Origin of the sequence: Rhizobium sp. CFBP 13726 (assembly GCF_014841925.1) — a bacterium.
Taxonomy (GTDB): Bacteria; Pseudomonadota; Alphaproteobacteria; order Rhizobiales; family Rhizobiaceae; genus Neorhizobium; species Neorhizobium soli.
In genome coordinates this window covers 423,197-449,355 of record NZ_JACYUU010000001.1, presented here as the reverse complement: position 1 = coordinate 449,355, position 26,159 = coordinate 423,197, and the positions used below count along the sequence as shown (strand labels likewise).

At 61.2% G+C, this 26,159-nt stretch carries 21 protein-coding genes and 1 tRNA gene; 12 read left to right on the top strand and 10 right to left on the bottom strand.

Annotated elements, in window-relative coordinates; all coding sequences use genetic code 11:
• Positions 1-226 precede the first annotated feature (226 nt).
• Positions 227-2,386: a lytic transglycosylase domain-containing protein gene (locus IFT66_RS02145; protein ID WP_192076673.1), complete on the top strand. Its 2,160-nt coding sequence runs from the start codon at positions 227-229 to the stop codon at positions 2,384-2,386.
• A 90-nt stretch (positions 2,387-2,476) separates the two neighbouring features.
• Here the strand turns inward: IFT66_RS02145 and IFT66_RS02140 are convergent, their stop codons facing one another.
• The 6 genes from IFT66_RS02140 to IFT66_RS02115 all read right to left on the bottom strand — a co-directional run bounded on the left by IFT66_RS02140 (position 2,477) and on the right by IFT66_RS02115 (position 8,998).
• Positions 2,477-3,535 carry a porin gene (locus IFT66_RS02140; protein WP_192076672.1) on the bottom strand — a complete coding sequence of 353 codons (1,059 nt, stop codon included), beginning with the start codon at positions 3,533-3,535 and terminating at the stop codon, positions 2,477-2,479.
• Between the two features lie 339 nt (positions 3,536-3,874).
• Complete coding sequence (locus IFT66_RS02135; RefSeq protein WP_092661800.1) at positions 3,875-4,927, bottom strand: porin; 1,053 nt, start codon at positions 4,925-4,927, stop codon at positions 3,875-3,877.
• Positions 4,928-5,346: 419 nt separating this feature from the next.
• Positions 5,347-6,414: a porin gene (locus IFT66_RS02130; RefSeq protein WP_062453399.1), complete on the bottom strand. Its 1,068-nt coding sequence runs from the start codon at positions 6,412-6,414 to the stop codon at positions 5,347-5,349.
• Positions 6,415-6,773: 359 nt separating this feature from the next.
• Positions 6,774-6,864, bottom strand: a tRNA-Ser gene (locus tag IFT66_RS02125).
• An 85-nt stretch (positions 6,865-6,949) separates the two neighbouring features.
• Positions 6,950-7,747: an aldolase/citrate lyase family protein gene (locus tag IFT66_RS02120; RefSeq protein WP_192076671.1), complete on the bottom strand. Its 798-nt coding sequence runs from the start codon at positions 7,745-7,747 to the stop codon at positions 6,950-6,952.
• Between the two features lie 30 nt (positions 7,748-7,777).
• Complete coding sequence (locus IFT66_RS02115; protein ID WP_192076670.1) at positions 7,778-8,998, bottom strand: FAD-dependent oxidoreductase; 1,221 nt, start codon at positions 8,996-8,998, stop codon at positions 7,778-7,780.
• Between the two features lie 232 nt (positions 8,999-9,230).
• Between IFT66_RS02115 and IFT66_RS02110 the strand changes: the two genes are divergently transcribed.
• Positions 9,231-9,578: a hypothetical protein gene (locus IFT66_RS02110; RefSeq protein ID WP_062453402.1), complete on the top strand. Its 348-nt coding sequence runs from the start codon at positions 9,231-9,233 to the stop codon at positions 9,576-9,578.
• A 121-nt stretch (positions 9,579-9,699) separates the two neighbouring features.
• On the top strand, positions 9,700-10,809 hold the full coding sequence (locus tag IFT66_RS02105) for a pyridoxal phosphate-dependent aminotransferase (RefSeq protein WP_192076669.1): 1,110 nt from the start codon (positions 9,700-9,702) through the stop codon (positions 10,807-10,809).
• A gap of 190 nt (positions 10,810-10,999) precedes the next feature.
• Here the strand turns inward: IFT66_RS02105 and IFT66_RS02100 are convergent, their stop codons facing one another.
• Complete coding sequence (locus IFT66_RS02100) at positions 11,000-11,266, bottom strand: SEL1-like repeat protein (RefSeq protein WP_062579770.1); 267 nt, start codon at positions 11,264-11,266, stop codon at positions 11,000-11,002.
• Positions 11,267-11,787: 521 nt separating this feature from the next.
• Between IFT66_RS02100 and IFT66_RS02095 the strand changes: the two genes are divergently transcribed.
• The 4 genes from IFT66_RS02095 (at position 11,788) to IFT66_RS02080 (ending at position 14,558) form a co-directional block, all read left to right on the top strand.
• A complete protein-coding gene (locus tag IFT66_RS02095) occupies positions 11,788-12,138 on the top strand; it encodes a DUF2147 domain-containing protein (RefSeq protein ID WP_192076668.1) in 351 nt (116 codons plus the stop codon).
• Positions 12,139-12,305: 167 nt separating this feature from the next.
• Positions 12,306-13,808 (top strand): AMP nucleosidase, encoded by a 1,503-nt coding sequence (gene amn / locus IFT66_RS02090; protein ID WP_062453407.1) that lies wholly within the window; start codon positions 12,306-12,308, stop codon positions 13,806-13,808.
• A gap of 46 nt (positions 13,809-13,854) precedes the next feature.
• Positions 13,855-14,133 carry a hypothetical protein gene (locus IFT66_RS02085; protein ID WP_192076667.1) on the top strand — a complete coding sequence of 93 codons (279 nt, stop codon included), beginning with the start codon at positions 13,855-13,857 and terminating at the stop codon, positions 14,131-14,133.
• Positions 14,130-14,558: a type II toxin-antitoxin system VapC family toxin gene (locus IFT66_RS02080; RefSeq protein WP_192076666.1), complete on the top strand. Its 429-nt coding sequence runs from the start codon at positions 14,130-14,132 to the stop codon at positions 14,556-14,558. The genes IFT66_RS02085 and IFT66_RS02080 overlap by 4 nt, the downstream gene beginning before the upstream one ends.
• Here the strand turns inward: IFT66_RS02080 and IFT66_RS02075 are convergent, their stop codons facing one another.
• Complete coding sequence (locus tag IFT66_RS02075) at positions 14,559-15,533, bottom strand: lysylphosphatidylglycerol synthase transmembrane domain-containing protein (RefSeq protein ID WP_192076665.1); 975 nt, start codon at positions 15,531-15,533, stop codon at positions 14,559-14,561.
• Between the two features lie 155 nt (positions 15,534-15,688).
• Here IFT66_RS02075 and IFT66_RS02070 point away from each other — a divergent pair, with 155 nt between their 5' ends.
• Positions 15,689-16,714, top strand: coding sequence for a glycosyltransferase (locus IFT66_RS02070; RefSeq protein WP_192077119.1), 1,026 nt, complete (start codon positions 15,689-15,691; stop codon positions 16,712-16,714).
• A gap of 150 nt (positions 16,715-16,864) precedes the next feature.
• The gene (locus IFT66_RS02065) at positions 16,865-18,418 is read left to right on the top strand and encodes an ArnT family glycosyltransferase (RefSeq protein WP_192076664.1); all 1,554 of its coding nucleotides are present in this window, start codon (positions 16,865-16,867) and stop codon (positions 18,416-18,418) included.
• A gap of 2 nt (positions 18,419-18,420) precedes the next feature.
• On the opposite strand, the gene IFT66_RS02060 is transcribed toward IFT66_RS02065, so the two are convergent.
• On the bottom strand, positions 18,421-19,788 hold the full coding sequence (locus IFT66_RS02060) for an aspartate aminotransferase family protein (RefSeq protein ID WP_192076663.1): 1,368 nt from the start codon (positions 19,786-19,788) through the stop codon (positions 18,421-18,423).
• A gap of 93 nt (positions 19,789-19,881) precedes the next feature.
• Between IFT66_RS02060 and IFT66_RS02055 the strand changes: the two genes are divergently transcribed.
• Positions 19,882-21,216 carry a glutamine synthetase family protein gene (locus IFT66_RS02055; protein WP_192076662.1) on the top strand — a complete coding sequence of 445 codons (1,335 nt, stop codon included), beginning with the start codon at positions 19,882-19,884 and terminating at the stop codon, positions 21,214-21,216.
• Between the two features lie 150 nt (positions 21,217-21,366).
• A complete protein-coding gene (locus IFT66_RS02050; RefSeq protein WP_192076661.1) occupies positions 21,367-23,613 on the top strand; it encodes a mechanosensitive ion channel family protein in 2,247 nt (748 codons plus the stop codon).
• Positions 23,614-23,642: 29 nt separating this feature from the next.
• Here IFT66_RS02050 and IFT66_RS02045 read toward each other — a convergent pair whose 3' ends face one another.
• Positions 23,643-24,602 carry a diacylglycerol/lipid kinase family protein gene (locus IFT66_RS02045; RefSeq protein WP_192076660.1) on the bottom strand — a complete coding sequence of 320 codons (960 nt, stop codon included), beginning with the start codon at positions 24,600-24,602 and terminating at the stop codon, positions 23,643-23,645.
• Between the two features lie 251 nt (positions 24,603-24,853).
• Between IFT66_RS02045 and IFT66_RS02040 the strand changes: the two genes are divergently transcribed.
• Positions 24,854-26,101: an MFS transporter gene (locus IFT66_RS02040; RefSeq protein WP_192076659.1), complete on the top strand. Its 1,248-nt coding sequence runs from the start codon at positions 24,854-24,856 to the stop codon at positions 26,099-26,101.
• Positions 26,102-26,159: the final 58 nt, after the last annotated feature.

Sequence of the window (26,159 nt, the reverse complement as noted above, 5' to 3'; positions counted from 1 at the left end):
TCCCAAAGGCCGAAGGGCATGGTACAATCCATGCTTCGGCCGTAATCCGCGACTATAAGGCTGGGCACCATAAATCGGCGACCGGGCGGCGACAAGCGGAAGTACATGGGTTTTCAGCGTAAATCCCACTTAAGAATTCGCGCGATCGTGACCGCTGTGGTAAGGTTTTGTTAAGCTTGTCAGCAGCTAATAAGGGGTCTGAAACATCGTCGTCGCGAGTTGCCGGATGAGCAAACCCGTTGTAATCCTCAAGACGCTCTGGGCAGCGCTGTCAATCAGCGTCGCGGTCCTGCCGGCTTACGCTGCACCTCCAGGTTCCAATGCAGGCGTCGCACCGCTCCCATTCGTGAGGCCGGACGCTCCCGCTGCAATCCAGGGCTTCACCACCGTTCCGACGCCCGTCCCTGCGCCACCGACAACACCACCGGCCACTCCGGCGCTGGTTCCCGTGCCTGACATTACCGGCGCAATCCCCAGGATGAACCGGCCGCTTGCGACGCCCGCTCCCGCCCCTGCTCTCAAGGCCGGTCTCGATGCACTCTCCGACAACGATGCCTCACAGGCGATCGCCATGCGCGACAGCCTGCCGGAAGGCTCGCTCGACGAAAAGATCCTGACCTGGGCGATTGCCACCTCGGGCGCCCGCGGTATTCCTTCGAGCGAAATTGCCGCTGCGCAGCGCAGGCTCGTCGGATGGCCGGGGCTTTCCACCCTGCGGGCGCAGTCCGAACGCGCGCTCTACCGCGAAAACCCGACGCCGGCCCAGGTGCTTGCCGCTTTCGGCACGACGAAACCGGAAACGCCGGAAGGTGCCGTCATTCTATCGAGGGCGTTGGTGGCAAGCGGCAAACATGCCGATGCCGGGCGCATCCTGAAAAACATCTGGGCATCCGAGCCGCTGGACAAGCCGATGGAAGACCGGATCCTTGCCGAGTTTTCTGCGCTTCTTTCGCCTGCGGATCACCGGGCGCGGATGGATTACCTGATGTACCGCAGCCGCGGCGCGCAGGCGAAGCGCTTTGCCGAGCTCGGCGGTTCGCAATCGCTCTACAAGGCGTGGAACGCCGTCATCGTCAACGCAAAGACGGCAGGACCGGCGATCGAGGCAATTGACCGTTCGCTGGCAAGCGATCCGGCTACCCTGTTCGTGCGGATCGAATATCTGCGCCGCCAGGACAAGTACCAGGAGGCCGCAGCGCTTCTTGCAAAGGCTCCGCGCGAAGCGGGCCGTCTGATCAACACCAGCGAATGGTGGAACGAGCAGCGAATCGTTGCCCGCGGGCTCGCCGATCTCGGCGATGTCAGGCTGGCCTACCGGACGGTGTCCGACCCAATGGCGGCTCTCTCCACCGACAAGGTGGATGCGGAATTCCATGCGGGCTGGTACGCGCTGCGGGCGCTCAACGATCCGGCCACAGCCGAAAAGCATTTCTCGAGGATTCTTGCCGCCTCGAGCCGTCCGCTCTCGGCATCGCGCGCGCTCTACTGGCTCGGACGCGCCGCGGAAGCTGGCGGACCGGGTTCCTCATCGGAATTCTACAGCCGCGCTGCCCGGTTCCCCGGCACATTCTATGGCCAGCTCGCCGCCGCAAGGCTGGGCACGCGGACGCTCGATGTCAGTTATCCGACGCCATCGGCAGCCGACCGGCAGATGTTCGAAAACCGCGAGGCCGTTCGGGCTATAGCAAGACTGGACGCCGCCGGCCACGATCGCCGGTCGGCAGCGCTTTACAAGGCACTTGGCGAAGAGCTGACAAGCCCCGGTGAACTCGCGCTGCTTTCGTCACGCGCCGAAGCGCAGGGCGACCATGCGCTGTCGCTCTCGATCGGCAAGAGTGCCTTTTCGCGGGGCATCGACGTTGCAGCGCTTGCCTATCCGCTCGGCGTCATTCCGACGGCTGCCAATATCGAGGGGTCCGGCAAGGCGCTTGCCTACGCGATCGCCCGTCAGGAAAGCGCGTTCAATCCGACAGCCGTGTCACCGGCCAACGCCCGCGGGCTGCTGCAAATCCTGCCGACGACCGCCCAGGGCGTGGCGAGGCGCCACGGGCTGGCCTTCAAGGCCGACCGATTGACCAGCGATGCCGGCTATAACGCGACGCTCGGCGCCCATTATCTGGGAGAGCAGATCGAGACGTTCGGCGGCTCCTACATCATGACATTCATCGCCTACAATGCGGGGCCGAAACGGGTGAACGAGTGGATTGCCCGCTACGGCGACCCTCGCGGCAAGCCGATCGACGAAGTCGTCGACTGGATCGAGCGCATCCCCTTCCCCGAAACGCGCAACTATGTGCAGCGGGTAATGGAGAACTACCAGGTATACAAAGTCAGGCTCGGACAGACGTCGGATATCGTGACAGACCTGCGGTTGGGGCGCCGATAATCTTATCTTCCAACGCCCGGTTCGTCTGATCACACCCCAAAATGCAAAAAGGCCCGGCAATGCCGGGCCTTTCGCGTTTGATCGCAGAAATCAGAATGTGCGCTGGAAGCGCAAGAGACCCGACCATGCTTCGTCGTCGAGCGTGGCGTTGTTCCACTTGGTGTAGGCAATTTCCGGCTGGATCAGGAAGCCCTGGATCGGCGTCCACTGCAGGTTGGCGACAGCCGAAAGGACGTCGCTATCAGAGTAGGAAACCTGCATGTTGGCAGCAAGGTCTTCGTTGAACTCGTAACCGGCACCACCCCAGACGGCCCAGTCACCCCAGCCGAAGCCATCAATGATTTCGGGTGCATAGGAGTTGAAGCTGTCGCCGTCGCTGTTCCAGCCACCCATGAGGAAGGCGGTGAAAGCGCCGAACTTGCCGCCGACACGTGCCTTGACGGCACCTTCTTCAGCCGATTCGTCGTAACCACCGGTTACGCCAACCATGAAATTGCCTGTGTCGTATTTCAGACCAGCGGCAACATTCGGCCAGTCGCTGGCGCCACCGGCGGTGTCGTTGTCGTTCTGGCCGTCGTCTTCGAGAGCGGCGAATGCCGAGAAGCCGTTGCCACCCTTGTAGGTGTAGGCAACCATGTTGACTTCGCTCGGGCCGTAATTGATGACGTCGTCGCTGTCGACGTTACCGGCGTAATCGATGAAGGATTCATAGAGCGAATCCTGCAGGCCGACCGCAAAGCCGCCGAGTTCGATCGTCGCAACCATCAGGCGCGTACGGGTATTTTCTTCGTAGCCGTAAGACGGGTTATGCGGATCGTAGTCGAAGCGCGCCGTGAGGTTGGTCTTCAGCGTGCCCATTTCGGTGTCCGAAGCGGTGCTGAGATAGAGCTCTGCGCGGCTGTTGGTGTAGAGACCATCGGCTTCCGGGCTGTAAGCGCTGCCATAAGCGGCATCAAAACGGACGCGACCGCCGACCTTGAGGCAGGTTTCGGTGCCTGGAATGTAGAAGTAGCCGGTGCCGAACGCGTCGCAGACGCGGACGTATTCCATGGGTTCCGGTTCGGCGGCGACGATGGCGTCGGCGGCCTGAGCGCCGGAGACTGCTGCGAGGGCAGCAGCGGAGCCAAGAAGAAGGCTCTTGATGTTCATTTTGTAATCTCCAAACAAACGCAGATGAAACAATGCATGTCGTAAAACAAGGTCGTCCATGGAAGCAGGAATCACCCCGAGTCGCGTGGTCGGCTGCCGAGACGCTAGTCGTCGATCAACTTTGCGGCAACGAAATCGGCACTGTTGTGTCCATTAGCGCCTCAATCGAACCGGTCGGTGTTGCAAGCATTCATCAGTTTGTTCGTGTGTTCTAAATCGCTGAAGAGCGGACGATGCTGCGTTGCAGCGAATCATCAAGCGACCGCCCGAATCAAACGCCGAAACGCAAAAGGCCCGGCAGAAGCCGGGCCTTTCGTAAAACCAAATCCTTTTAAAGGATCAGAACGTGCGCTGAAGGCGAACCATACCAGCGAACTGGTCTTCGTCGATTGCATCCCAGCTGGTGTAGGAGATTTCTGGCTGGATCAGGAGGCCGGAAACCGGGGTCCACTGAACGTTACCAGTTGCTGCGAAGGTTTCGTTGTCCGTGTAGGAAAGCTGTACGTTTGCAGCAACCTTGTCGGTGAACTTGTAGCCTGCGCCACCCCAAACAGCCCAGTCACCCCAGCTCGTGCCGACGCTGTCGCCAGGCGCGTACTTGTTGGTGGTGTCGCCGTCTGTGTTCCAGCCACCGAGAAGGAAGGCCGAGAATGCGCCGAAGGTGCCGGAGATGCGCGCCTTGATTGCGCCTTCTTCCTGCGACTCGTCGTAACCACCGACGAGCGAAGCAGCGAACGTGCCGCTGTCGTACTTGATACCGGCAACTGCATCCGGCCAATCGCTTGCGCCGCCTGGGATGTCGTTGTCGTTGGTGCCGTCGTCTTCGAGCGAGACTACAGCCTTGAAGCCGTTGCCACCGTCAAAGGTGTAGGTAACCTGGTTCAGTTCGAACGGGCCGTAGGAGATCACGTCATCGTTGATGACGTCGCCAGCGTAGCCAGAGAACGACGAATACTGCGAGTCAGCAAGACCAACCAGGAAGCCACCCCAAGTGATGTTGGCTTCGATCAGACGCGTGCGCGTGTTTTCTTCGAAACCAGCGGCCGAGTTGTGCGGGTTGTAGTCGAAACGAGCGACGATACGGGTCTTCAGTGCACCCCATTCGGTGTCGGAAGCTGTGTCGAGCGAGATGTGCGCGCGGCTGTTGGTGTACAGGCCATCGCTGTTTGGCGTGTAGGCATCAGCATAGCCTGCGTCGAAACGAACGTAACCACCGATCTTGAGGCAGGTTTCCGTGCCTGGGATGTAGAAGTAACCCGTGCCGAAAGCGTCGCAAACGCGAACGTATTCCATTGGCTCCGGCTCAGCAGCGACGATAGCGTCAGCGGCCTGGGCACCGGAAACTGCTGCGAGAGCTGCAGCGGAGCCGAGAAGAAGGCTCTTGATGTTCATATTTGACCTCCAGTCAAAGTTTCAAAAGGGGTGAGTAGCTTGCTGGAGCCAGCACATCTGCCCCTCCCCGCGACTCAAGAAACGGCGACGAACCGACGCGCTTCATGTCCCGAAGCTACGAGACCTTCCCAATTGTGACAAGTAAATCACAAGCTTCGATGCGCGTTTTTGGTGTTTATTTGCAAAAGTGTTGCAACGTTTCATCGCATTGGTTTCGAGCGTTAACCAACACTTAATAAACGGGCCGGGAATCAGCGTTCCGCGACGCGTCGAGGAACTGGTGACCACCTCAGTTGCGGGAGAGAATCACCAGACGGCCGCGACCGATGGCGACAGAAACAGCCGGCAGTTTCGTCGCCCCAAACGACAAAAGGCCCGGCGTGAGCCGGGCCTTCCGTCAAACAATCCTTGGGTAAGGATTAGAACGTGCGCTGAAGGCGAACCATACCGGTCCACTGATCGTCGTCCATCTGCGCGTTGTCGACGCTCGTGTACGAAACTTCTGGCTGGATCAGGAGGCCCGAAACTGGGGTCCACTTGACGTTTGCCGTAGCAGCAAGAACTTCGGAGTCGGTGTAGCCAACCTGTACGTTAGCAGCAACCTTGTCGGTGAACTTGTAGCCAGCGCCACCCCAAACAGCCCAGTCACCCCAACCAACGACTGCGTCGCCGTAGTTCGTGCCTGGTGCGTACTTGTTGGTGCCGTCGCCGTCCGAGTTCCAGCCGCCCATGAGGAAGGCCGAGAATGCGCCGAACTTGCCGGAGATACGGCCCTTTACAGCGCCTTCTTCCTGCGATTCGTCGTAACCGCCGACGAGCGAAGCAGCGAACGTGCCGTTGTCGTACTTAGCGCCGAGAACTGCATCCGGCCAGTCGCTTGCGCCGCCTGGGATGTCGTTGTCGTTGGTGCCGTCGTCTTCAAGCGAAGCAACAACCTTGAAGCCGTTGCCAGCGTCGAAGGTGTAGGAAACCTGGTTGAGTTCGAAAGGACCGTAGGAGATCACGTCATCGTTGATGACGTCGCCAGCGTAACCCGAGAACTGCGAGTACTGCGAGTCAGCGAGACCGACCAGGAAGCCGCCCCAGGTGATGTAAGCCTGGTTCAGACGTGTACGAGTGTTTTCTTCGTAGCCGAACTGCGGATGATGCGGGTTGTAGTCGAAACGAGCTACGATCTTGGTCTTCAGAGCGCCCCATTCGGTGTCCGAAGCGGTGTCGAGCGAGATGTGAGCGCGAGTGTTGGTGTACGAACCTTCGCGGTCGAGGCGGTATGCGTCGTTGTACTTAGCGTCGAAACGAACGTAACCACCAACCTTGAGGCAGGTTTCCGTGCCCGGGATGTAGAAGTAACCTGTGCCGAAAGCGTCGCAAACGCGAACGTATTCCATTGGCTCCGGCTCAGCAGCGACGATCGCGTCAGCAGCCTGGGCGCCGGAAACTGCTGCGAGAGCTGCAGCGGAGCCGAGAAGAAGGCTCTTGATGTTCATATTTGACCTCCAGTCAAAGTTTCATATGGGGATGGGTCTTTTGCTAAAGGCCAGCGTTCCCTGCCCGTCCCCGGGACTTTGAAAACGGACGAACCACCGCCGCGCTTCCGTGGTTCAAATTACAAATGCAGGCCGCGCATGCAATCGCGAACTGGCCATCCGCACCTTCTACCCACCTGCTTCACAAACCCGTGTTGCCGAAAGAGCACAAAAGCACCTCGGGCGACCGTTAAAAGTTTACACATCGTTAAGAAACACATTGGAAAGCAGCCACTTAGGCTTCGCGCAAGGTTCAGCGAACTACGCGCGCAACAGCGATTCTAGGATCGCAAATCGATTTGGATTTTGAAGTTTGGGAATGGCGGAGAGGATGGGATTCGAACCCACGATACGGTTTTGCCGTATACTCCCTTAGCAGGGGAGCGCCTTCGACCACTCGGCCACCTCTCCGGTCCGGCCTGATTATTTCGGAACGTTGCCGATTGCAAGGTCTTTCGCGGTCCTATCCCGATTCGAGACCGGAATAGGCGTGGAATCAGTAGCTGGCAGGCCCTGCTCCGCCCGAACCGCGTCCATAGCGACCGGCGAGCGTCTTCAGCGCAGAGGTATAGAGAGCGACATCGGCACCGACGGCCACGAACGTAGCGCCGAGATCGAGATAGCGGCGGTTGAGTTCTTCGTCGAAGGTCAAGATGCCGGCCGGTTTGCCGGCGGCGACGATTCGGCGAATCGCGTTCTCGATCACGTCCTGCACTTGCGGTGCACCGATCTGGCCACGAAACCCCATGTCGGCAGAGAGATCGGCCGGACCGATGAAGATGCCGTCGACGCCTTCGACGTCCGCGATTCGCTCGATATCATCGATCGCCGCCATGGTTTCGGCCTGCACCAGAAGGCAGATCTCGTCTGCAGCCGTGTCTGTATAGTCTGCGATCGCGTTGAAGGCGGAGGCGCGGGCAACGGCTGCACCGACGCCGCGCTTTCCCTCCGGCGGATAGCGGACGGCATCAACCAGTGCTTTCGCCTGTTCGGCGGAATCGACCATCGGCACCAGAAGCGTGCGGGCGCCGATGTCGAGCAGTTGCTTGATCATCCAGGTCTCGCCCATCGGCGGGCGAACGACGGCTTCCGATGAGGAGAAGGACAGGGCCTGCAGCTGCGCCATGATGCTGCGGAGATCGTTGGGGCCGTGTTCGCCGTCGATGACCAGCCAGTCGAAACCCGCATGGCCGGCAATTTCCGCTGGCAGCGGCTCGGCCATGTTGAGCCAGAGGCCGATCTGCGGCAGGCCGGCTTGCAAACGAGCCTTGAAGGCGTTTTTCGGTGCCTGCATGGTATCTCCTTTTAAAACATGCTGTCTTTATTACGCGAGCAACTGCTTGAGGTCGGTCGCCGGATCGGCGATCAGCGCCTTGTCGGCCGTCAGGCCGTTGTCCAGCAGCTTCTTGCCGGTCACATAGGCCTTGGCGTCGTTGATCGCATCCACCGCGATCAGGCGGCCCTCGCGGAAATACCAGATCGAGACGCTGCCTTCCCGGCTGCCCGGCCGCATCACTGTCTCGTCGTAGCCGAGGTTGAACCCGGCGATCTGCAGCTTCACGTCATACTGGTCGGACCAGAACCACGGCTTTGCCTCGTAGGGCTCGGCTGACCCGGTCAGGGTCGCGGCAACCGATTCGGCCTGGTCGACTGCGTTCTGCACCGACTCGAGACGGATATTGGTGCCCTTCCAGGGCAGCATGGCGCAATCGCCCATGGCAAAGATTGCCGGATCGGACGTGCGAGCATAGTCGTCGACGAGGATGCCATTGCCAACGTCGAGGCCGCATTGCTGCGCCAGCCGGTCGTTCGGCGTGACGCCGATACCGACGATGACGAAATCGATATCGATGACCGTGCCATCGGACAACTCGGCCCCGCGAACCCGGCCGTCCTCGCCGATCAGGCGGGTGAGGCCTGTCTTTTCCCGGATGACGACACCATGCTCGGCGTGAATGGCCCGCATCACGTCGGCGGTTTCCTTCGACGCGACTCGCTGGAGAATGCGGTCAGCCATCTCGATGAGCGTCACTTCAAGCCCTAGATGGCGGGCGACAGCTGCGGCTTCGAGGCCGATATAGCCACCGCCGATGATCAGAAGCCGGCGACCTGCCTTCATCTCGTCGGCGAGGAGATCGGCGTTGCGCTTGTCACGGACGGTAAAGACACCCGTGAGATCACCGCCGATGCTGGCTGGAAGGGTGCGCGGCGTCGAGCCGGTAGTCAGCGCCAGATGTTCATATTCAAGGACAGACCCGTCCTGCATCCTCACCGTCTTCGCGTCCCGGTCGATCTCTTCGACAAAGGTGGAGAGACGAATCTCGACATCGTGTTCCGCAAACCAGGTTTCCGGGCGAAACGTCAGGCGGTCGAAACTCATCTCGCCCATCAGGTACTTCTTGGACAGTGGCGGCCGCTGATAGGGAATGACATCTTCGGAGCCAATCATCGTGATCGGCCGCTCATCCTTCAGCGCTCTCAGCTTGGCGGCGAGCGCGAACCCGGCCTGCCCTGCCCCGACGATCACCAATCTACCTGCTGCCACGCCCTGCTCCCATCGCGAAAAACTCGCGGCTGAAGGGGTAGCGCCGCCCCGGCGACCCGTCAACAGCCCGATTTCGGCACACTAACGGTGCAACTTGCGCAACGCGTGATCATGACGCGACGAAAACGCGCAGATCAGCGGCATTTTACCCATCTGTTTCAGAATGATTCATAAAAAGAGGAATAAAGTCATAGTCGAGGACGAGAACAAGGGAGGCGATCTGCCGGGTACGATGATGAAGGATACCGCACACGACCATGCTCATACGGGCGATCGGGCATTTGAAAAGTTTACGATAGACCGGCCTGGCCGGATCATCTTTGTCGGACACCATCTCTCGACCAATACCGCCTTCCGATGCCTGATCCGGACAATCTCTCTTTATGGCGCCGAACTGGACGTCAGTCCCAGCCTGCCGGTACCGGCCAACTTCTTCCTGGAAATCCTCGGCATTCACGACGAAATCGGCTGCACCGTGATGCGTCGCGAAGAGGAGAAGGTCACGGTCGCCTTCAACATGCTGATCGATGCGGAATTCCTGCATCACGTCATCCGGCTTTCGTTCGAAACGAGCCACTAAGCCGGGTCGTCGTCAGGGGCATAGTTTTGCTTCATGCGCGCCATCAGCGGCCTTGTCCGCCCTTGCACGCCGTTCAAAGCCCCCTATTGTGTGCGGACTTTTTGAACCGGATCCTGATATCATGTCTTCATTCTCGCGCTTCACGCCTCTCGTCGGCGCTCTTCCCGCGACCGTTCCCTTTGTCGGCCCCGAGGCCATTGAGCGCGCCAGAGGGCGTGCCGTGCAAGCCCGAATTGGCGCCAACGAGAACGGGTTCGGCCCTGCCCCGTCAGTCATCGAAGCCATGAAGTCCGCAGCCGCAGACAGCTGGAAATATTCGGACCCGGAGAATTACCAGCTGAAGCAGGCGCTTGCCGCGCATCTTGGCTGCAACGCCGAAAACCTTGCGATCGGCGAAGGCGTGGACGGTCTGCTCGGCCAGATCGTGCGGATGGTGATCGAGCCCGGAATGCCTGTCGTCTCCTCCTACGGCGCCTACCCGACCTTCAACTTTCATGTGGCCGGCCATGGCGGTAAGCTGGTAACAGTGCCCTACCGCGACGATCGTGAAGATCTCGACGCCCTGATGGACGCCGTCATCCGCGAAAACGCGCCGCTCGTCTATTTCGCCAATCCCGACAATCCGATGGGCAGCTGGAATGACGCGGAAAAGATCGTGTCCTTCGCGCGGGGCCTGCCGGAAAGCTGCCTGATGGTGCTGGACGAGGCCTATTGCGAAACGGCGCCCGATGGAGCGACACCGGAACTCGCAGCGATGATCGACCTGCCGAACATCATCCGCACCCGGACCTTCTCCAAGGCATATGGTCTGGCGGGTGCTCGCGTTGGCTACACCATCTCGACGCCCGACAACGCCACCGCGTTCGACAAGATCCGCAACCATTTCGGCATGAACCGGGTCGGCGTGGCAGCAGCACTGGCGGCACTGAAAGACCAGGATTATCTGGCTGAGGTGATCGACAAGATCAAAGCCTCTCGCGACCGGATCTCGGCGATCGCCCGGGCCAACGGGCTCGAGCCGCTGCCATCGGCAACCAATTTCGTGGCGATCGACTGCGGCCGCGATGGTACCCATGCGCGGGCGATCGTCGACGGTCTGATGGAGCACGGCGTCTTCATTCGTATGCCGGGCGTGGCACCTCTCAACCGCTGCATCCGCATCAGCGCAGGACCGGAGCAGGATATGGCATTGCTGGAAGAGGTGCTGCCGAAAGTTCTGAAGGGTCTCTAGAACAGAAAAAGACCGCGCCGGCCTTGTTTCTGCCGGTCGCGGTCTTTTGATCTTCAGCGGCTGCGGTTTGTTGCCGGGAACAGCTCCGGTTCGCGCCGCGTCTCCATCCCGTCTTCTCTCTGGTAGGCCCGTGTTCTTGATCGCCGGCCTTCTTCTGGGCCGGTCGCATGACTGAATATGCGCTTGCGCGTTAGTGGATGGTCATCCATTCGCGGGCTGCGCGCAGCGCTTCTGCAAGCTGCATCTTGGTCATCGTCGCGGCGAGATCGGCGCGCAATTCGGCGGCGCGGTCGCAGCCCTTGATCGCGGCGATGTTCAACCACTTGTGGGCAGAGACCAGATCGACCGGGCAACCCCGTCCGGTCGCATACATCAGACCCATGTCGCAGAGAACGTCTGCGCGAGCCTCGCCACCCATGGTGGCCATTTCGGAAGCATTCATTTCAAAGCGTGCCATCGGTTCGTATCCCTGTTTCGAGAACGTTGTTCTTGTCGTCTGCCCTGTTTTCCGTCGGGACCGTCGCTGTCTTGTGCAGCTTGTTATCGGCCCTTCCGGGGTGGCGGTTTGTGCCGCTCTTTGATGATTTGAGTATCGGCCAAAGCTTGCAAAAAGCGCCTAAAAAGCATGATTAATTTGCTGAAAACAAAGTGCAAACACTTGGTAAACTTGGTTTTTTGTTAAACATCGCGCCCCTTGGCTATTAAGGGTTTTGCGGACATTTTTACGAAAAATTCAGATCTGGATTTCAACCCTTTCTTCACCACGAATTCGGGTCGCGTTTTCATCGCGTCGAAATAAACGCGCGTCGCTCGGCGAAAACGGCGGGAGATTCGGCTGATATTCCGCCCCATGCGCAGGCTCAGGATATTTACCTTTACGTGTGCGTAAGCTAGATTTTCCGCTGTTCGCGCGAGGAGGTGCGAACGCTCAGACATATGACCGGTGCGGAAGCGCCGGCTCCGGGAGGGAAAACCATCATGAAGCGCATTTCAATACTCGCAGCTGCTTTCTCATTCTTCGCCTTCGGCATAGCCGGCACCGGCCATGCGGCAGAAGCGATCGAGGGCAACTGGAAGACCGCAAGCGGCGAGACGGCAGAGATCGACAAATGCGGCGGCGCCTTCTGCGTGACGCTGAAAACCGGCAAGCATGCGGGACGGCAGATCGGCAAGCTTTCGCGCAAGGGCAGTGACTATACCGGCGAGATCACCGATCCCGAGGCGGACAAGACCTATAGCGGCTCCGGCTCGGTCAGCGGCAATTCGCTCAAGATGAAGGGCTGCGTGATGAAGATCCTGTGCAAGTCGCAGACCTGGACGCGTCTCTGACGCTATCGTCGCGAAAGCCGCAGCAGCGTCTGCGATCCCGGCAGTCACCTCTGTAACGGGTGGGCCTGGATAGCAGTGCAGGTCTCGCCGGCGATTGGGGATGAGATCAGGCTATTATCCCCGTCAGGTGTCGTTTGATTGTCGAAAACTTCCCATTATAATAGCGCATGAACACACGAATCTCTTCACTCCCCGCCCTTGCTTTCATCAGCCCGAGCCCTGTCGCGGCGCAGGCTTTCGACAATGCGGAAGCAGCCGTCGATGCGCTGACAGCGCTTTACGAGCGCAACACGTCCTTCCTGATCGATGCCTTCGGCGCACTTGCGAAGGGTGCGGCCGTGACTGGTCGATACCGCGCCTGCTATCCGCAGGTGATGATCGAGACCACGTCGTTCGGCCATGCGGATTCGCGTCTCTCCTATGGCCACGTGACGTCCCCCGGCGTCTACACGACAACGGTGACCCGGCCGAAACTGTTTCGCCATTACCTGATCGAGCAGCTCGATCTGCTCATTCGCAACCACGGCGTTCCCGTGATCGTGTCAGAATCGACGACGCCGATCCCGCTGCATTTCGCATTCGGCGAAGGCGCGCATATCGAGTCGTCCGTCAGCAACGCGATGGCCGACATCCCGATGCGCGACCTGTTCGACACGCCGGATCTCAACAATACCGACGATCTCATCGCCAATGGCGAATACGAGGCCCCGTTCGGCGAGCCTGCGCCGCTCGCGCCGTTTACCGCGCAGCGCATCGATTATTCGCTGGCAAGGCTCAGCCATTATACCGCGACCGGGGCAGAGCACTTCCAGAATTACGTGCTGTTCACGAACTACCAGTTCTACATCGACGAATTCGCCGCCTGGGCGCGCAAGCTGATGGCGGAAGGTGGCGACGGGTATACGGAGTTCGTGGAGCCGGGCAACATCCTCACCACCGCCGGCAACGACCGGCCGGAGAACCCGGGCACGATCCGGATGCCGCAGATGCCGGCCTATCACCTCAAGAAGGGCGATCATTCCGGCATTACTCTCGTGAATATCGGCGTCGGGCCTTCCAACGCCAAGACGATCACCGACCACGTCGCCGTGCTGCGTCCGCATGCGTGGCTGATGGTGGGACATTGCGCGGGCCTGCGCAACAGCCAGCGGCTGGGTGATTACGTGCTGGCCCACGCCTATGTTCGCGAAGACCATGTGCTCGATGACGACCTGCCCGTCTGGATCCCGATCCCGGCGCTTGCCGAAGTGCAGCAGGCGCTGGAAAGCGCCGTCGAGGAAGTGACCGGTTACGAGGGTTTCGAGCTGAAGCGGATCATGCGCACCGGCACAGTGGCGACGATCGACAACCGCAACTGGGAACTGCGCGACCAGCGCGGGCCGGTAAAGCGGCTTTCGCAGTCGAGAGCGATCGCGCTCGACATGGAATCGGCAACGATTGCCGCAAACGGCTTCCGGTTCCGTGTGCCCTATGGAACGCTGCTCTGCGTCTCCGACCGGCCGCTGCATGGCGAACTGAAGCTGCCCGGCATGGCGACGGCGTTCTACCGGACCCAGGTCAGCCAGCATCTGCAGATCGGCATCCGTGCCGTGCAGAAACTGGCGGCGATGCCCACTGAGACGCTGCATTCGCGCAAGCTTCGAAGCTTTTACGAGACGGCTTTCCAGTGACAGCGGGTCAAATCGCGTATACACTTGTGCGTGCATGGAGGCTGCAATGCGCGCGACATCGACAGTCAACGATGACCTACTGATTGAGGCGAAGGAGATCAGCGGGCTGCCGGAAACGGCAACAGTCGAGGACGTGCTTCGCCACTTCGTGGAAGGTGAGCGGAGGCGGCGTGCCCTGAACGCGCTGGAGGGCACGGGATGGGACGGGCCCCGCCACAGCCGTCCAACATTCGAGACGCTGGCGGAAGAATTCCGCAGGCTGACGGCAGACCGTGACCACACACTATCGGAAGTGCTGCAGCGCGAGGGGCGCAACGAGCGATGACCCTTTACGTGGTCGATGCGAGCGTTGTAGTCAAATGGGTCGTCGAAGAACCCGGCACACCGCAGGCGATGACCCTTTTGAACCGACACGAGTTGGCGGCGCCCGATCTCATCCTGGCGGAGTGCGCCAACATTTTCTGGAAAAAGGTGCGGCGCCGGGAGTTGTCACTGCCGGAGGCAAGGTTTGCCGCTCTGATGATCGAGGGATCGGATCTCCAGCTTCGGGAGATGCTGCCGATCTGGCTGGCGGCCATAGAGCTCGCCGCGCGGATAGACCATCCTGCCTACGATTGCCTGTATCTGGCCATTGCCCAACGTGAAGGGCTGCAATTCGTGACGGCCGATGAAAGCCTTGTGCGCAAGCTGGGTCAGAGTGCGCATCCCGCGGTCCGGAACCTCGCGGTTCCGCTTTCGTCATTCGCCTGATCAATCCACCCGCTTCGGCCGTGCCGCCAGCAGCGACAATGCGGTGCCGATCAGTGACGAGACGATGACGAGGATGTGGGTGTTGACTGCCGCCTGGCCGAGTTCCTCCAGTGCCATGCCACCCGCATCCGCTCCGAAGGCAAGCGCGCCGGCGGTGATGCCGGCTGGATAGGTGCCGACGCCGGCCGGTGCGTGGACCGGTAGCACCGATGACAGCTCGCCGCCGAGCGCGCCACCGAAGCCAGGCCCGATGGAGAGCCCGCCGAGCAAGCCGAGAACCCAGGCGAGAACCGCGATCTTGGTGAACCAGTTGACGAGCGTTGCGCCCCAGGCCCGCGCAAAGGCGTTTGCATCGAGCGGCAGTCCAGCCTTGATTTCGTCGAGCAGCTTCTTCCCCTTCGCGCGCAGCAGCTTTTCCGCGAGCTTGAAGGCATGGCCGCGCAGTGTGAAGGTGATCGCCGGCAGGACGAGAAACGCTGCCCACAGCGCCCAGGCCCAGATTGCACCCGTCGTCCCGCCCGTCTCGAGCACGAGCCCGACGCCGGCGGCGGCCAGCAGGGCGTGCAGATCGAACAGCCGCATGACGAGAAGCGCTGCCGTTGCGCGGGTGAGAGAGACGCCGAACTCGCGCCGCATCAGAAGCGGGAAGCTTGCTTCGCCCGAGCGGAAGGGCAGCATGATGTTGAGAAGGTTGTGGACCTGCACGAGCCGCAGCAACGTGCCGAAACGACCGCCGGTTTCGTGCGGGAAATAATCGTAGATCCGCCAGGTGCGCAGCACATAGGTCGCAAGCAATAACACGAGCGCTAAAGCAGCCGTTCCCCACCCGGCCGCGCTCCATAACGAAACGACCCTGCCCCAGCCCCAGACATAGTGGATGAAGGCGGCGTAGAGGGCCACGATCGCAACTGTGCCAAGCGTCATGGCGTGGCGAATTATCCACGGTCTGCGGCTGGAAACCGGAGAATTCTTCATATATCAGGGGGCCCAATACGAGGTTTCGGGTCAAGCATTAAGACCAAGGCGCAGAGACTGCGGCCGCCATGACGGCGGATCGTCACGCCCGAGGTTTCCCGAGTTTCTAGGAGAAACACAAGGTGCGTACAACAGCAAGTTCGGCGGCCGGCACGATCGATGGCACGCTTGAAGGTACGATCGGCACCGTTTCACCGGTCGAACTCTCCCTCGTCGTGCCGCTCTTCAACGAAGAGGAAAGCGTCGGCCCGCTGATCGAGCGGATCTGCGCCGCCATGGCCACCTACCCCTCGGCCTGGGAACTGATCCTGGTCGACGACGGAAGCACCGACGCGACCATCGCCAATGCGAAGCTTTCGCTGTCGCGTTCGGGTCTCATCCTGCGGATCATCGAGCTGCAGCGCAATTTCGGCCAGACGGCGGCCATGCAGGCCGGCATTACGGAAGCGCGCGGCAGGCTGATCGCGACGCTCGACGGCGACCTGCAGAACGACCCCAAAGACATTCCTTCGATGGTCGCCGAACTCGAGCGACGCGAACTCGACCTCCTGGTCGGCTGGCGCAAGAACCGCCAGGATGGGCTGTTCCTGCGCAAGGTGCCTTCCTTTATCGCCAACCGGCTGATCGGGCGCATCACCGGCGTCCGCCTGCATGACTACGGCTGCTCGCTGAAGATCTATCGCTCGGCTGTCATCAAGCAGGTCCAGTTGATGGGCGAGATGCACCGCTTTATCCCGGCCTGGGTTGCGGGCGTCGTGCCGAGCTCGCGGATCGGCGAAATGCCTGTCACCCATCACGCCCGCCAGCACGGCGTTTCGAAATACGGGATCTCGCGCACCTTCCGCGTCATTCTCGATCTTCTGTCGGTGATGTTCTTCATGCGCTTCAAGGCGCGGCCGGGGCATTTCTTTGGATCGCTCGGCCTTGGCCTCGGTGCGCTTTCGGCGCTGATCCTGTTTTACCTGTTCATCGACAAGTTCATTCTGGGCAACGATATCGGTACGCGTCCGCTCTTCATGATCGGCGTGATGCTGTTCCTGTCCTCGGTGCAGATGATCACCACCGGCATCCTCGCCGAAATGATCGCCCGCATCTACTACCGTGACGGTGCGTCCCTCTCCTATATCGTCAGGGCAGTGCATGAGGGTGGCGATTCGAGTGACGCTACGCCGCAGCCGTGACAGACTCAGCGATATTCTGAGAAAACACGTCGAAAGGGCCGCCGGCACGCTGGCTTGCCGCTTGATCTGCGGGCACGGCATGATACGCCTGACAGATAATCGCGCCTGAATTATTCAGTCTTCGTCACCGGCGGACCTGGAGAAAACCTTTTGCATAGCCTTGAGGGTTCACATTTCTCCACTGTCAGGGTCTCCGCGGACCGGCTTTCCCGCGGCCGCACGTTTTTCACGGTCCTGGCGGTCTATTTTCTGGTGAATATTGGGTTGCGTCTGGTTCTGCCGCATGCGCTGGAGCTTGACGAAGGCGAACAGGCCTATCTGTCGCAATGGCTGCTGGCCGGATACGGCACCCAGCCGCCGATCTACAACTGGCTGCAATACCTCGCGGTTCATCTCTTTGGCATGTCGATGCCGACCTTGTCGGGACTGAAGAACCTGCTTCTGTTCGGCGCTTACGGCTTCTATTTCCTCGCTGCCCGACAGGTCTTGAAGGACAGGCGCCTCGCAGTGGTGGCGGTGCTCGGTCTTTTGACCATCCCGCAGGTCTCGTTCGAGGCGCAACGGGACCTCAGCCACACCGTGGCGGCGATCTTCGGCAGTTCGCTCTTCCTGTTTGCGCTGTTCAGGCTTTTATCCGTTCCGACGCTTGCCTCGTTCCTTCTGTTCGGGCTCGCCACGGGAATTGGGGGAATGACCAAGTACAACTTTGTCCTTCTTCCGCTCTGCGCGATGCTTGCAGTGCTGATGGAAAGCCGGTTTCGAGACCGGGTGCTGGACTGGCGCATCCTTTTGAGCGGCCTGGTGGCGCTGCTTGTCGTTGCCCCGCACGCCGTCTGGCTGCTCGACAATTTCGAGGCGGCCAGCAGCCGGTCGGTGGACAAACTCATCAGCGCTGACGCCGGTACGCTCGCAGCGATCTCCCGCGGACTGCGATCTCTGCTCCTGTCATCGACCGGGTTCATGGCCCTCACCGCAGCGGTGTTCGCCATCTCGCTGCGTGAAAAGCTTTCGACGGTCTTCAAGGCCGAGGACGACTGGAGCCGGCTTGCCGGTCGCATCCTGGCATTCGTGATGGCCGTCCTTTTGGGCATGGTCCTGTTCGGCGGCGTGGATGACGTGCGCGACCGCTGGCTCACGCCGCTGCTATTGATTCTGCCGCTTTACCTGACGCTGAAGATCGACGCAGCCGGGATCGACATATCGATGCCGCTCAAGCGCCTCTGGGTGACTGCTGCGGCGATCATGGTGATTGTTCCCCTGATCCTGTTTGGGAGAGTGGCGATCGACCCCTTCACGCGCAACTACGGTTACGTCAACATTCCCTTCGACAAGTTGGCGAAGCAGATCGAGCCGGAACTCGCAAGCGACGGTTCCGACCCGCGCCCGGTGCTGATCATTGCCGCCGATGGGCATCTGGCCGGAAATATGCGTTTCAACCTGCCCGATACGACCGTTGTCGTCTCGCACCAGCCGGCCGGCATGGTGACCACGGCAATCTCAGCCTATCGCAAGGCAGTGTTTGTCTGGCGCCGCTCGGATGGCACAATGCCGGACGGGTTTCAGGCCGTCTTTAGCCGCTATTTGAAGACGCAGGGGCTCGAAGGGCTTTCGGCTAACCCGGTCATCCTGCGCTTTCCCTACTCCTGGGGACACGAAGGCGACCAGTACCCATTCGCCATGGCAGTTGTCGATCTGCCGGACTGACCCTATTCCGTCACGGTTTCTGCGAGGTGATCCAGAGCCTTTGACAACGTCACTACCATTTCGTCGACTTCCCCCCGGGTGATGGTGAAGGCCGGCGATGCCAGCATGCGGTCTGCCGTGGCGCGCATGATCAGCCCGTTTTCGAGGCAGTGGTTGCGCACGAGCGAGCCGATATCGTCGGGTTTGGCATAGCGCCGCCGGGTCGCCTTGTCGGCTGCAAGCTGAAGGCCGCCGATCAAGCCTACGCAATCGGCCTGTCCGACGACCGGATGCGCCTCAAGGCTTTTCCAGCCTTTCGCAAAATAGGGTCCGATATCGTCGCGGATCCGTTCGACCAGACCTTCGTCTTCGATGATTCGCAGGTTTTCGAGCGCGGCTGCTGCGGCCACTGGGTGGCCCGAATAGGTATAGCCGTGGAAGAAGTCGCCGACCTCGTTGACCATCACATCCGCGACCCGGTCGGAGACCAGCACGCCGCCGATCGGTAGATAGCCGGAGGACAGGCCTTTCGCGATCGGCGCGAGATCGGGCTCAAAGCCGTAATGCTGGTAGCCGAACCAGGAGCCGAGCCGGCCGAAGCCGCAGATGACTTCATCGGACACGAGCAGAATGTTGCGGGACTTGCAGATGCGCGAGATCTCCGGCCAGTAGGTATCCGGCGGAATGATCACGCCGCCGGCGCCCTGGATCGGCTCGGCAACGAAGGCGGCAACCTTGTCTTCGCCCAGTTCATCAATCTTGGCTTCAAGCTCGCGCGCTGCTTGCAGGCCGAATTCCTCCGGCGAAAGATCGCCACCCTCAGCATACCAGTAGGGCTGGCCGATATGGTCGATGCCGTCGATCGGCAGGTTGCCCTGTTCATGCATCAGCTTCATGCCACCCAGCGAGGCGCCGGCGACCGTCGAGCCGTGGTAGCCGTTTCGCCGCGCGATCACGAGCGTCTTTTCCGGCATGCCGAGCGCTTTCCAGTAGACGCGAGCCATGCGGAACCAGGTGTCGGTGGCCTCTGATCCGGAATTGGTGAAGAACACGCGGTTCATGTGCGGCCCCGCATGCGACGCGATCTTCTGGGCAAGCAGAATGGCGGGCGGCGTCGTGGTGCCGAAGAAGCTGTTGTAATAGGGCAATTCCTGCATCTGACGGTAGGCAGCGTCCGCGATGGACTTTCGGCCATAGCCGACATTGACGCACCAGAGGCCCGCAAAGCCGTCCAGATACTTCTTGCCGGTCGAATCCCAGATATGGCGCCCCTCGGCCCGTTCGATGATGCGGGTGCCCTTGGCGTTCAGCTCTTTCATGTCCGAAAACGGATGAATGTGGTGGGCGGCATCGATCGCGGCGAGATTGGAGATCGTCGGCTTCTCGTTCATGCGGTTTCCCTCGGGGCTTGGACGCGGCTCAGATTGTGCGACCAATTCTTATCGGCTACCAACGAGGCAGCGCAACCATCGAGATGATGCTTCATGACCGAGACCGCAGCCGAGCCCCATATCGAAATCATGCTGGTCGGCATGAACGGCGACCTGCGCGGCAAACGCATTCCGATGACGGCCGAAAAGAAGATCTGGGACGGAACGGTACGGCTGCCCTCCTCCACCCAGTCGCTCGATATCTGGGGCTGCGACAATGACGAGCTGACCGGGCTTTCGATCTCGATCGGCGATCCCGATGGGCTCTGCATTCCCGACCGCCGCACCCTTGCGCCGATGCCCTGGGGCCCGTCGGGCTCGAAGCAGGTGCTTGCGACCATGCACGAGATGGACGGGCAGCCGAGCTTCATGGATCCGCGCGCGATTCTGGCCGGTGTGCTTGAGCGCTTTTCGAAGCTTGGGCTTACGCCGGTCGTGGCGACCGAGCTCGAATTCTATGTGGTCGAAGATGACTGGCGCGAAACCGGACGTCCGCGGCCGCCGGCAAAACTTGCCTATCGCGGCGAGCCGAACGGTTTCCAGCTCTACGACATGGGCGCAGTCGATGCGCTCGACGGTTTCCTGCAGACAGTGCGCACATGGGCGCATGCTCAGGACCTGCCGGCGGATGCGACAACGGCCGAATTCGGGCCCGGCCAGTTCGAGATCAATCTTCTGCACCGCGCGGATGCGCTGGCGGCGGCCGACGACTGCATCTGCCTGAAACGCATCGTCGAACAGGCAGCTAGAAAGCACGGATTGAAATCCACCTGCATGGCAAAGCCCTATTCGGATCATGCCGGTTCCGGCCTGCATGTGCATGCCAGCATCATCGATGCCGACGGCAACAACATTCTCGACGCCAAGGGCGGCGACCCTGCGAAACTGCGATCCGTCACCGCCGGCCTGCTCAACACAATGCGTGATGCGCAGCTCGTGTTTGCGCCCTTTGCAAACTCCTACAGGCGTTTTCAGCCCGATTCGTTTGCGCCCGTCGATATCGACTGGGGCTTCGGCCATCGCGGAACGGCAGTCCGCATTCCGGACGCGAACGGTCCCGCCGCCCGCATCGAGCACCGCGTCGCCGGTGCCGACGCCAATCCATACCTGCTGCTGACCGCCATTCTCGGCGGTATGCTCCTAGGGCTCGAAGCGGATCTCGATCCCGGTCCGGCAACGGAGCCCGGCCAAAAAACCCCAGCTGACGTGAAACGCCTCACCCATGATTTCCTCACCGCGGTCGAGGATTTTGCTGCCTCGCCTTTCATCCGGGACGTGTTCGGAAAGCGATACCAGACGCTCTTCGGCGACACGAAGCGCAAGGAGGCGATCACCTTCCTGCGGACCGTCAGCGACTTCGACTACCAGACCTATCTGCCTCGAATCTAGGATCCAGCATCCATCGGCGGGCGGCTGGCGGAACGACGATCTTCGCCATATGATGGGAACCTGCCTGCGAGCCTGCAGGGGTTGCAAAAGGACGTCAGGCGCCACGCGCGGCGCGGACGGGCAAGGGCCGCTTGGCCGATGGAGACGCTGATGCCGTTCTGCCGAGCTGCCGCAGCAGCCTTTCTCGGCCTTTTCCTGACCGCATCTCCGATGTGGTCGCAAGACGCGCCGCTGACCGTCGTCCTGAAGCCCGGTCAGACCGCCGCCGACGTGCAGCAGGTGCTGGATCTTGCGGCCCGCACGGGCCGACCGCTGACGGTGCAGGTGGAGACCGCGACCACAACCACCGGCGCCGCTGCACACCCCGCGACCTCCGCATCGGACACGACCTCTGGCACTGCCACCGCAACCAGCGCCGACACGATGCAGATGACGCCGGAAATGGAAGCGGCCAACATGGGCATGGCCAGCTGGGAACGGTTCTCGGATGCCTCGTCCCACGGTTTCACGACGGCGATTGCGGGGCTGCAGGCCCTGTCCACCATGGTGGGCATGACGACCACGCATCTGGATGCCGAGGGCATTGCGAACGGCCGGATCGCGATGGTGGCGCTGCTTTCGCTTTTGGCGGGCGGCGCCGCGGCGCTCAGCGTGCGGCTCCTGTTTGCGCAGTTGCTGCGACACAGCCATTTGCGGGCCCGTCACATCGCCGGCAAGTTCCGCCGCTTCTTCAAGCGCCTGGTCGGCGATCTGCTGTCGATCGCGATTTTTCTCGGTGTCGCCCGGTGGGTCCTGCTGACGATGCTCGCGGATACCACGGCTGCCTTCCAGGTCTGCCAGGCCGCCATTGCCTTCGCCCTGATCCTGCTTGTCTACATGGCGGTGGGACGGTTTCTGTTTCGGCCCGATGAGAGCGGCGAAACACTGTTCGCGATCAGCAATCCGCAATGGCATTTCCATATGCTCACCGCCTATGGCGTGATCACCGCCCTGTTTGGTGAGACCATGCGGCTGTGGAACTGGCTGGGCCTGGACCGGGCCTCGCTCGACGGGTGGTTCCTGATCGGCGGCACCCTGCTGACGCTGCTCAAGCTAACCTGGTTCTGGGGCGGCCGCGCCGGCATCCGCGCTGCGTTCAAGGGCTCAAGCCCGGGCACTGTCCGGCGCGTCATCGGCAACCTGCTTCCGGATTTCTATGTCGTTTCGGCCATCTTCATCTGGTTCTTCGGGTCGGTCATCATCGGCTCGCCGGACAGTGCCCGCTGGAGTTTCGCGGCCGGCTCGACTCAGGTCATCCTGCTGCTCCTCCCGGTGTTCGCACTCGGTGCCCACCACGTGGTGGACGAGTTCGCGCGGCACTGGGAAACCACCCATGGGGCGGGCCTTTGGTCATCCGTGCTCGCCAGCCTTCGCGTGGTGTGCTCGGGCGCTGTGTGGATCGGCGGCCTGCACCTGATCACCGCGCTCTGGTGGCCGCTGATGACCAGCGGCGGCGACATTGCGACCGGCTGGATCCTCTGGCTGGAGCGGCTGAGCTTTGCCGTGGTCGCAAGCTGGGCCGTCTACACGCTGGTGTGGAAATACGCCGAGACGATCGCCCCACCGCAGACCGTGATGCTGCCCGGCCAGGAAGACGAGCAAGCGGACAAGAAGCAGACAAGCCGTCTGACGACGGCGCTGCCGGTGATCCGCAACCTGGTTCTCGGTGCGGTTCTCGCGGTCGGCTCGCTGATCGTCCTCAGTTCGCTTGGCATCAACGTGGCGCCGCTGCTGGCCGGGTTCGGAGTGCTCGGGCTTGCGCTTTCGTTCGGGTCTCAGGCGTTGGTGAAGGACGTCGTTTCCGGCATCTTCTTTATTGTCGACGATGCCTTCCGGATTGGCGAGTACATCGATACGGGCAAGCTGCAGGGGACCGTGGAGCAGATCACCGTGCGCTCCGTGCGGCTGCGCCATCACAACGGACCCATCCACACCATCCCCTTCGGGCAGATCAGCTCCGTCACCAATTTCAGCCGCGACTGGGGAACGATCAAGTTCCAGCTTCGCTTCGAGCGCGACAGCGATGCCGAGATCATCCGCCGTGCCGCCAAGAAGGTGGGGCTGGGCATGCTGGAGGATCCGGAATTCGGGCCGCAGTTCCTCATTCCGCTGAAGATGCAGGGTATCCAGGACATCACCGAAACGGCGATGATCGTGCGCTTCAAGTTTACCTGCCTGCCCGGCAATCCGGGCATCCTGAAGCGCGAAGCGATGACGCGGCTGCTGGCCGCCTGCAAGGCCGCCGGCGTGCAGCTCGCATCCAATGCGGTGACGGTGCGCTCGAACGGAGCCAATTCCGTCGATATCGAAGCCGCCGCCGCCGGCACGCCGCCACCGCTGACGTCGATCGCTGTCTGAGCGTTCGACATTGCCGCGTTCAGCGCCGATCAGACCGTAGACGGTTCCGGCGACATATTCGCAGCGGCATTTTCGCGTCCTGCAGCCGTATTCTGTCCGGGAACCAGAACCTTCAGTTCGCCGGCATGGATCCTCAGCGTCACGTCCCGCTTCATCGGCAGGAGTTCGCCATCGATGACACAGCTGACGTCGCGGCGGTGGCGAGGAAAGTGCAGTTCGAGTTCTGTTGCCGTCATCGCCGTGACCGCGGCGTTTTCCTTGAGCTTGCCGCGCAGGATGTCGAAGGTGAGTTTTGCGACCCCGGACGGCTTCATCGGTTCGGCGAGGTAGAACCCAAGATGGCCGCTGGTCAGGTCATCGGCAAACATCAGAGGATCGGTGCCAAACTCGTTGTTTGAGACCGAGATGGCCGACACCTTGCGCGAAGTGCGCTTGCCATCGACGACATATTCCATCTCGAATTCCGGCGGGTTGAACATGACGCCGATTGCAGCCCTTGCGCTTGCCCGCATCTTGCCGAGCCTCGAGGCAAAATTCATCGAGTTGCGGTAGCGCACCATCCGGGCATGCAGGCCTGCGGAAAACTGGTGCACGAAGCTTTTTCCGTTGGCGCTGGCGATATCGATCGCTTCGGGCGTACCCTCTGCCAACGTGTCGAGGACTTCCCAGATGTCGAGCGGCAGTTTCAGCGAACGGGCAAACAGGTTCATCGTGCCGGCCGGCACCACGCCGAGAACGATACCGCTTTTCCAGGCAATGCCCGCCGCCGCGGAAATCGTGCCGTCGCCACCGCCGGCGATCAGTCCTTCGACGCCGGGCATCGAGGCTGCCTTTTCCATCGTCTCGACGACCTTGTCGCCGGCAACAACTTCGCACTCGATCTCGTGGCCGGCATCCCGGAAGGTCTTCAGGGCGTGGTCGCAGTAAGCGTCCATATCCGTGGTTCGGAAAGTCCCGCCATCGCGGTTGAAAACGGCATGTAGTTTCATCGACAAGGGACCAGGTGCTCGAGGGCGGCGGATAACGACACGGTGGAAAATGGTGAGGCCGCGGCAGATATCAACGGCACCGAATGGCGATTGCACGATTGTGGTACAGTTGGTTTTTGTCAAAAGCCTACCGCGCTGCACAATCACGTGCTAATCTGCCGTCAATTCAACTGCCTCAAAGCCCCATCATTTGCTCCCGGACGCGCTCGCTTCGAGCCGTACCCGTCCGCTTTTTCAACAGATGCGATACCATGACAGACACCGCAGTCCGACACGTGCCCGATGCCAAGGCCAACACCAGACCTGACGACAGCATCCCGAAAACCAGCCTTTCCCCCCTCGCCGTCCTTCCGATCGAATTCGCGCTTGCCGTCGGCGGCTTCGGGATCGGTACCGGCGAGTTCGTCATCATGGGCCTGCTGCCGAATGTGGCGGAGACGTATCAGGTCAGCATCCCAACGGCGGGCTATGTGATCAGCGCCTATGCGCTGGGTGTGGTGATCGGCGCGCCGATCATCGCAATTCTATCGGCCCGGCTGCCGCGCCGCACGCTGCTTCTGGCTCTGATGGGTGTCTTTGCGGTCGGCAACATCCTGTCGGCGATGGCGCCAAGCTTCTGGAGCTTTACCGCGCTGCGCTTCGTCACCGGCCTGCCGCACGGGGCCTATTTCGGGGTCGCCTCGCTGGTGGCCGCCTCCATGGTGCCGCCCAACAAGCGCGCCCGCGCCGTCGGCCGCGTCATGCTGGGTCTGACGATCGCGACGCTGCTCGGCACGCCGCTTGCCACCTTCATGGGCCAGATGCTGTCCTGGCGCTCCGCCTTCTACCTTGTCGGCTTCATCGGTCTCCTGACCGTGGCACTCGTCTGGTTTTTCCAGCCGAGGGACAAGGTGCAAGAAGGCGCCAGCATTCGCCGCGAACTCAGCGCATTCGGCAAGACACAGGTCTGGCTGACGCTCGGCATTGCCTCGGTCGGTTTCGGCGGCATGTTTTCGGTGTTCAGCTACATCGCCTCCACCACGACGCAAACGGCCGGGCTTCCGGTCACCATGGTGTCGATCGTCATCGCCCTGTTCGGCATCGGCATGAATGTCGGCAATATTGTCGGCTCGAGGCTTGCCGACATTTCGCTGAAGGGCACGATCGGCGGAACGATGGTGTTCTACGTGGCCGTGATGCTGGCCTTTGCGACCTTCGCCCATATCCCTGTTATGCTCTATATCACCGTCTTCCTGGTCGGCTGCGGCTTCGCCTGCGGCCCGGCGCTGCAGACGCGGCTGATGGATGTGGCCGCCGACGCCCAGACGCTGGCGGCCGCTTCCAACCATTCGGCCTTCAACATCGCCAACGCACTCGGTGCCTGGCTCGGCGGGCTCGTCATCGCCTGGGGCTGGGGTTTTCAGGCAACCGGTTATGTCGGTGCGGTGCTTTCGCTGATCGGGCTCTGCGTCTTCGGCGTGTCGGTCGCTCTGCAACGTGAGGCAAAGCCCTCAGCCTGAGCCAGAAAGCGCCGTCTCGGTAAAGCGTACCGGCGCTCGCCTGCGCCGCCTTGCCGTT

Excerpts from the sequence above, each read along its gene's own strand:
- IFT66_RS02145 (WP_192076673.1), top strand. The coding sequence starts at position 227 with ATGAGCAAACCCGTTGTAATCCTCAAGACGCTCTGGGCAGCGCTGTCA.
- IFT66_RS02140 (WP_192076672.1), bottom strand. The coding sequence starts at position 3,535 with ATGAACATCAAGAGCCTTCTTCTTGGCTCCGCTGCTGCCCTCGCAGCA.
- IFT66_RS02135 (WP_092661800.1), bottom strand. The coding sequence starts at position 4,927 with ATGAACATCAAGAGCCTTCTTCTCGGCTCCGCTGCAGCTCTCGCAGCA.
- IFT66_RS02130 (WP_062453399.1), bottom strand. The coding sequence starts at position 6,414 with ATGAACATCAAGAGCCTTCTTCTCGGCTCCGCTGCAGCTCTCGCAGCA.
- IFT66_RS02120 (WP_192076671.1), bottom strand. The coding sequence starts at position 7,747 with ATGCAGGCACCGAAAAACGCCTTCAAGGCTCGTTTGCAAGCCGGCCTG.
- IFT66_RS02110 (WP_062453402.1), top strand. The coding sequence starts at position 9,231 with ATGATGAAGGATACCGCACACGACCATGCTCATACGGGCGATCGGGCA.
- IFT66_RS02105 (WP_192076669.1), top strand. The coding sequence starts at position 9,700 with ATGTCTTCATTCTCGCGCTTCACGCCTCTCGTCGGCGCTCTTCCCGCG.
- IFT66_RS02100 (WP_062579770.1), bottom strand. The coding sequence starts at position 11,266 with ATGGCACGCTTTGAAATGAATGCTTCCGAAATGGCCACCATGGGTGGC.
- IFT66_RS02095 (WP_192076668.1), top strand. The coding sequence starts at position 11,788 with ATGAAGCGCATTTCAATACTCGCAGCTGCTTTCTCATTCTTCGCCTTC.
- amn (WP_062453407.1), top strand. The coding sequence starts at position 12,306 with ATGAACACACGAATCTCTTCACTCCCCGCCCTTGCTTTCATCAGCCCG.
- IFT66_RS02085 (WP_192076667.1), top strand. The coding sequence starts at position 13,855 with ATGCGCGCGACATCGACAGTCAACGATGACCTACTGATTGAGGCGAAG.
- IFT66_RS02080 (WP_192076666.1), top strand. The coding sequence starts at position 14,130 with ATGACCCTTTACGTGGTCGATGCGAGCGTTGTAGTCAAATGGGTCGTC.
- IFT66_RS02075 (WP_192076665.1), bottom strand. The coding sequence starts at position 15,533 with ATGAAGAATTCTCCGGTTTCCAGCCGCAGACCGTGGATAATTCGCCAC.
- IFT66_RS02060 (WP_192076663.1), bottom strand. The coding sequence starts at position 19,788 with ATGAACGAGAAGCCGACGATCTCCAATCTCGCCGCGATCGATGCCGCC.
- IFT66_RS02055 (WP_192076662.1), top strand. The coding sequence starts at position 19,882 with ATGACCGAGACCGCAGCCGAGCCCCATATCGAAATCATGCTGGTCGGC.
- IFT66_RS02050 (WP_192076661.1), top strand. The coding sequence starts at position 21,367 with ATGCCGTTCTGCCGAGCTGCCGCAGCAGCCTTTCTCGGCCTTTTCCTG.
- IFT66_RS02045 (WP_192076660.1), bottom strand. The coding sequence starts at position 24,602 with ATGAAACTACATGCCGTTTTCAACCGCGATGGCGGGACTTTCCGAACC.
- IFT66_RS02040 (WP_192076659.1), top strand. The coding sequence starts at position 24,854 with ATGACAGACACCGCAGTCCGACACGTGCCCGATGCCAAGGCCAACACC.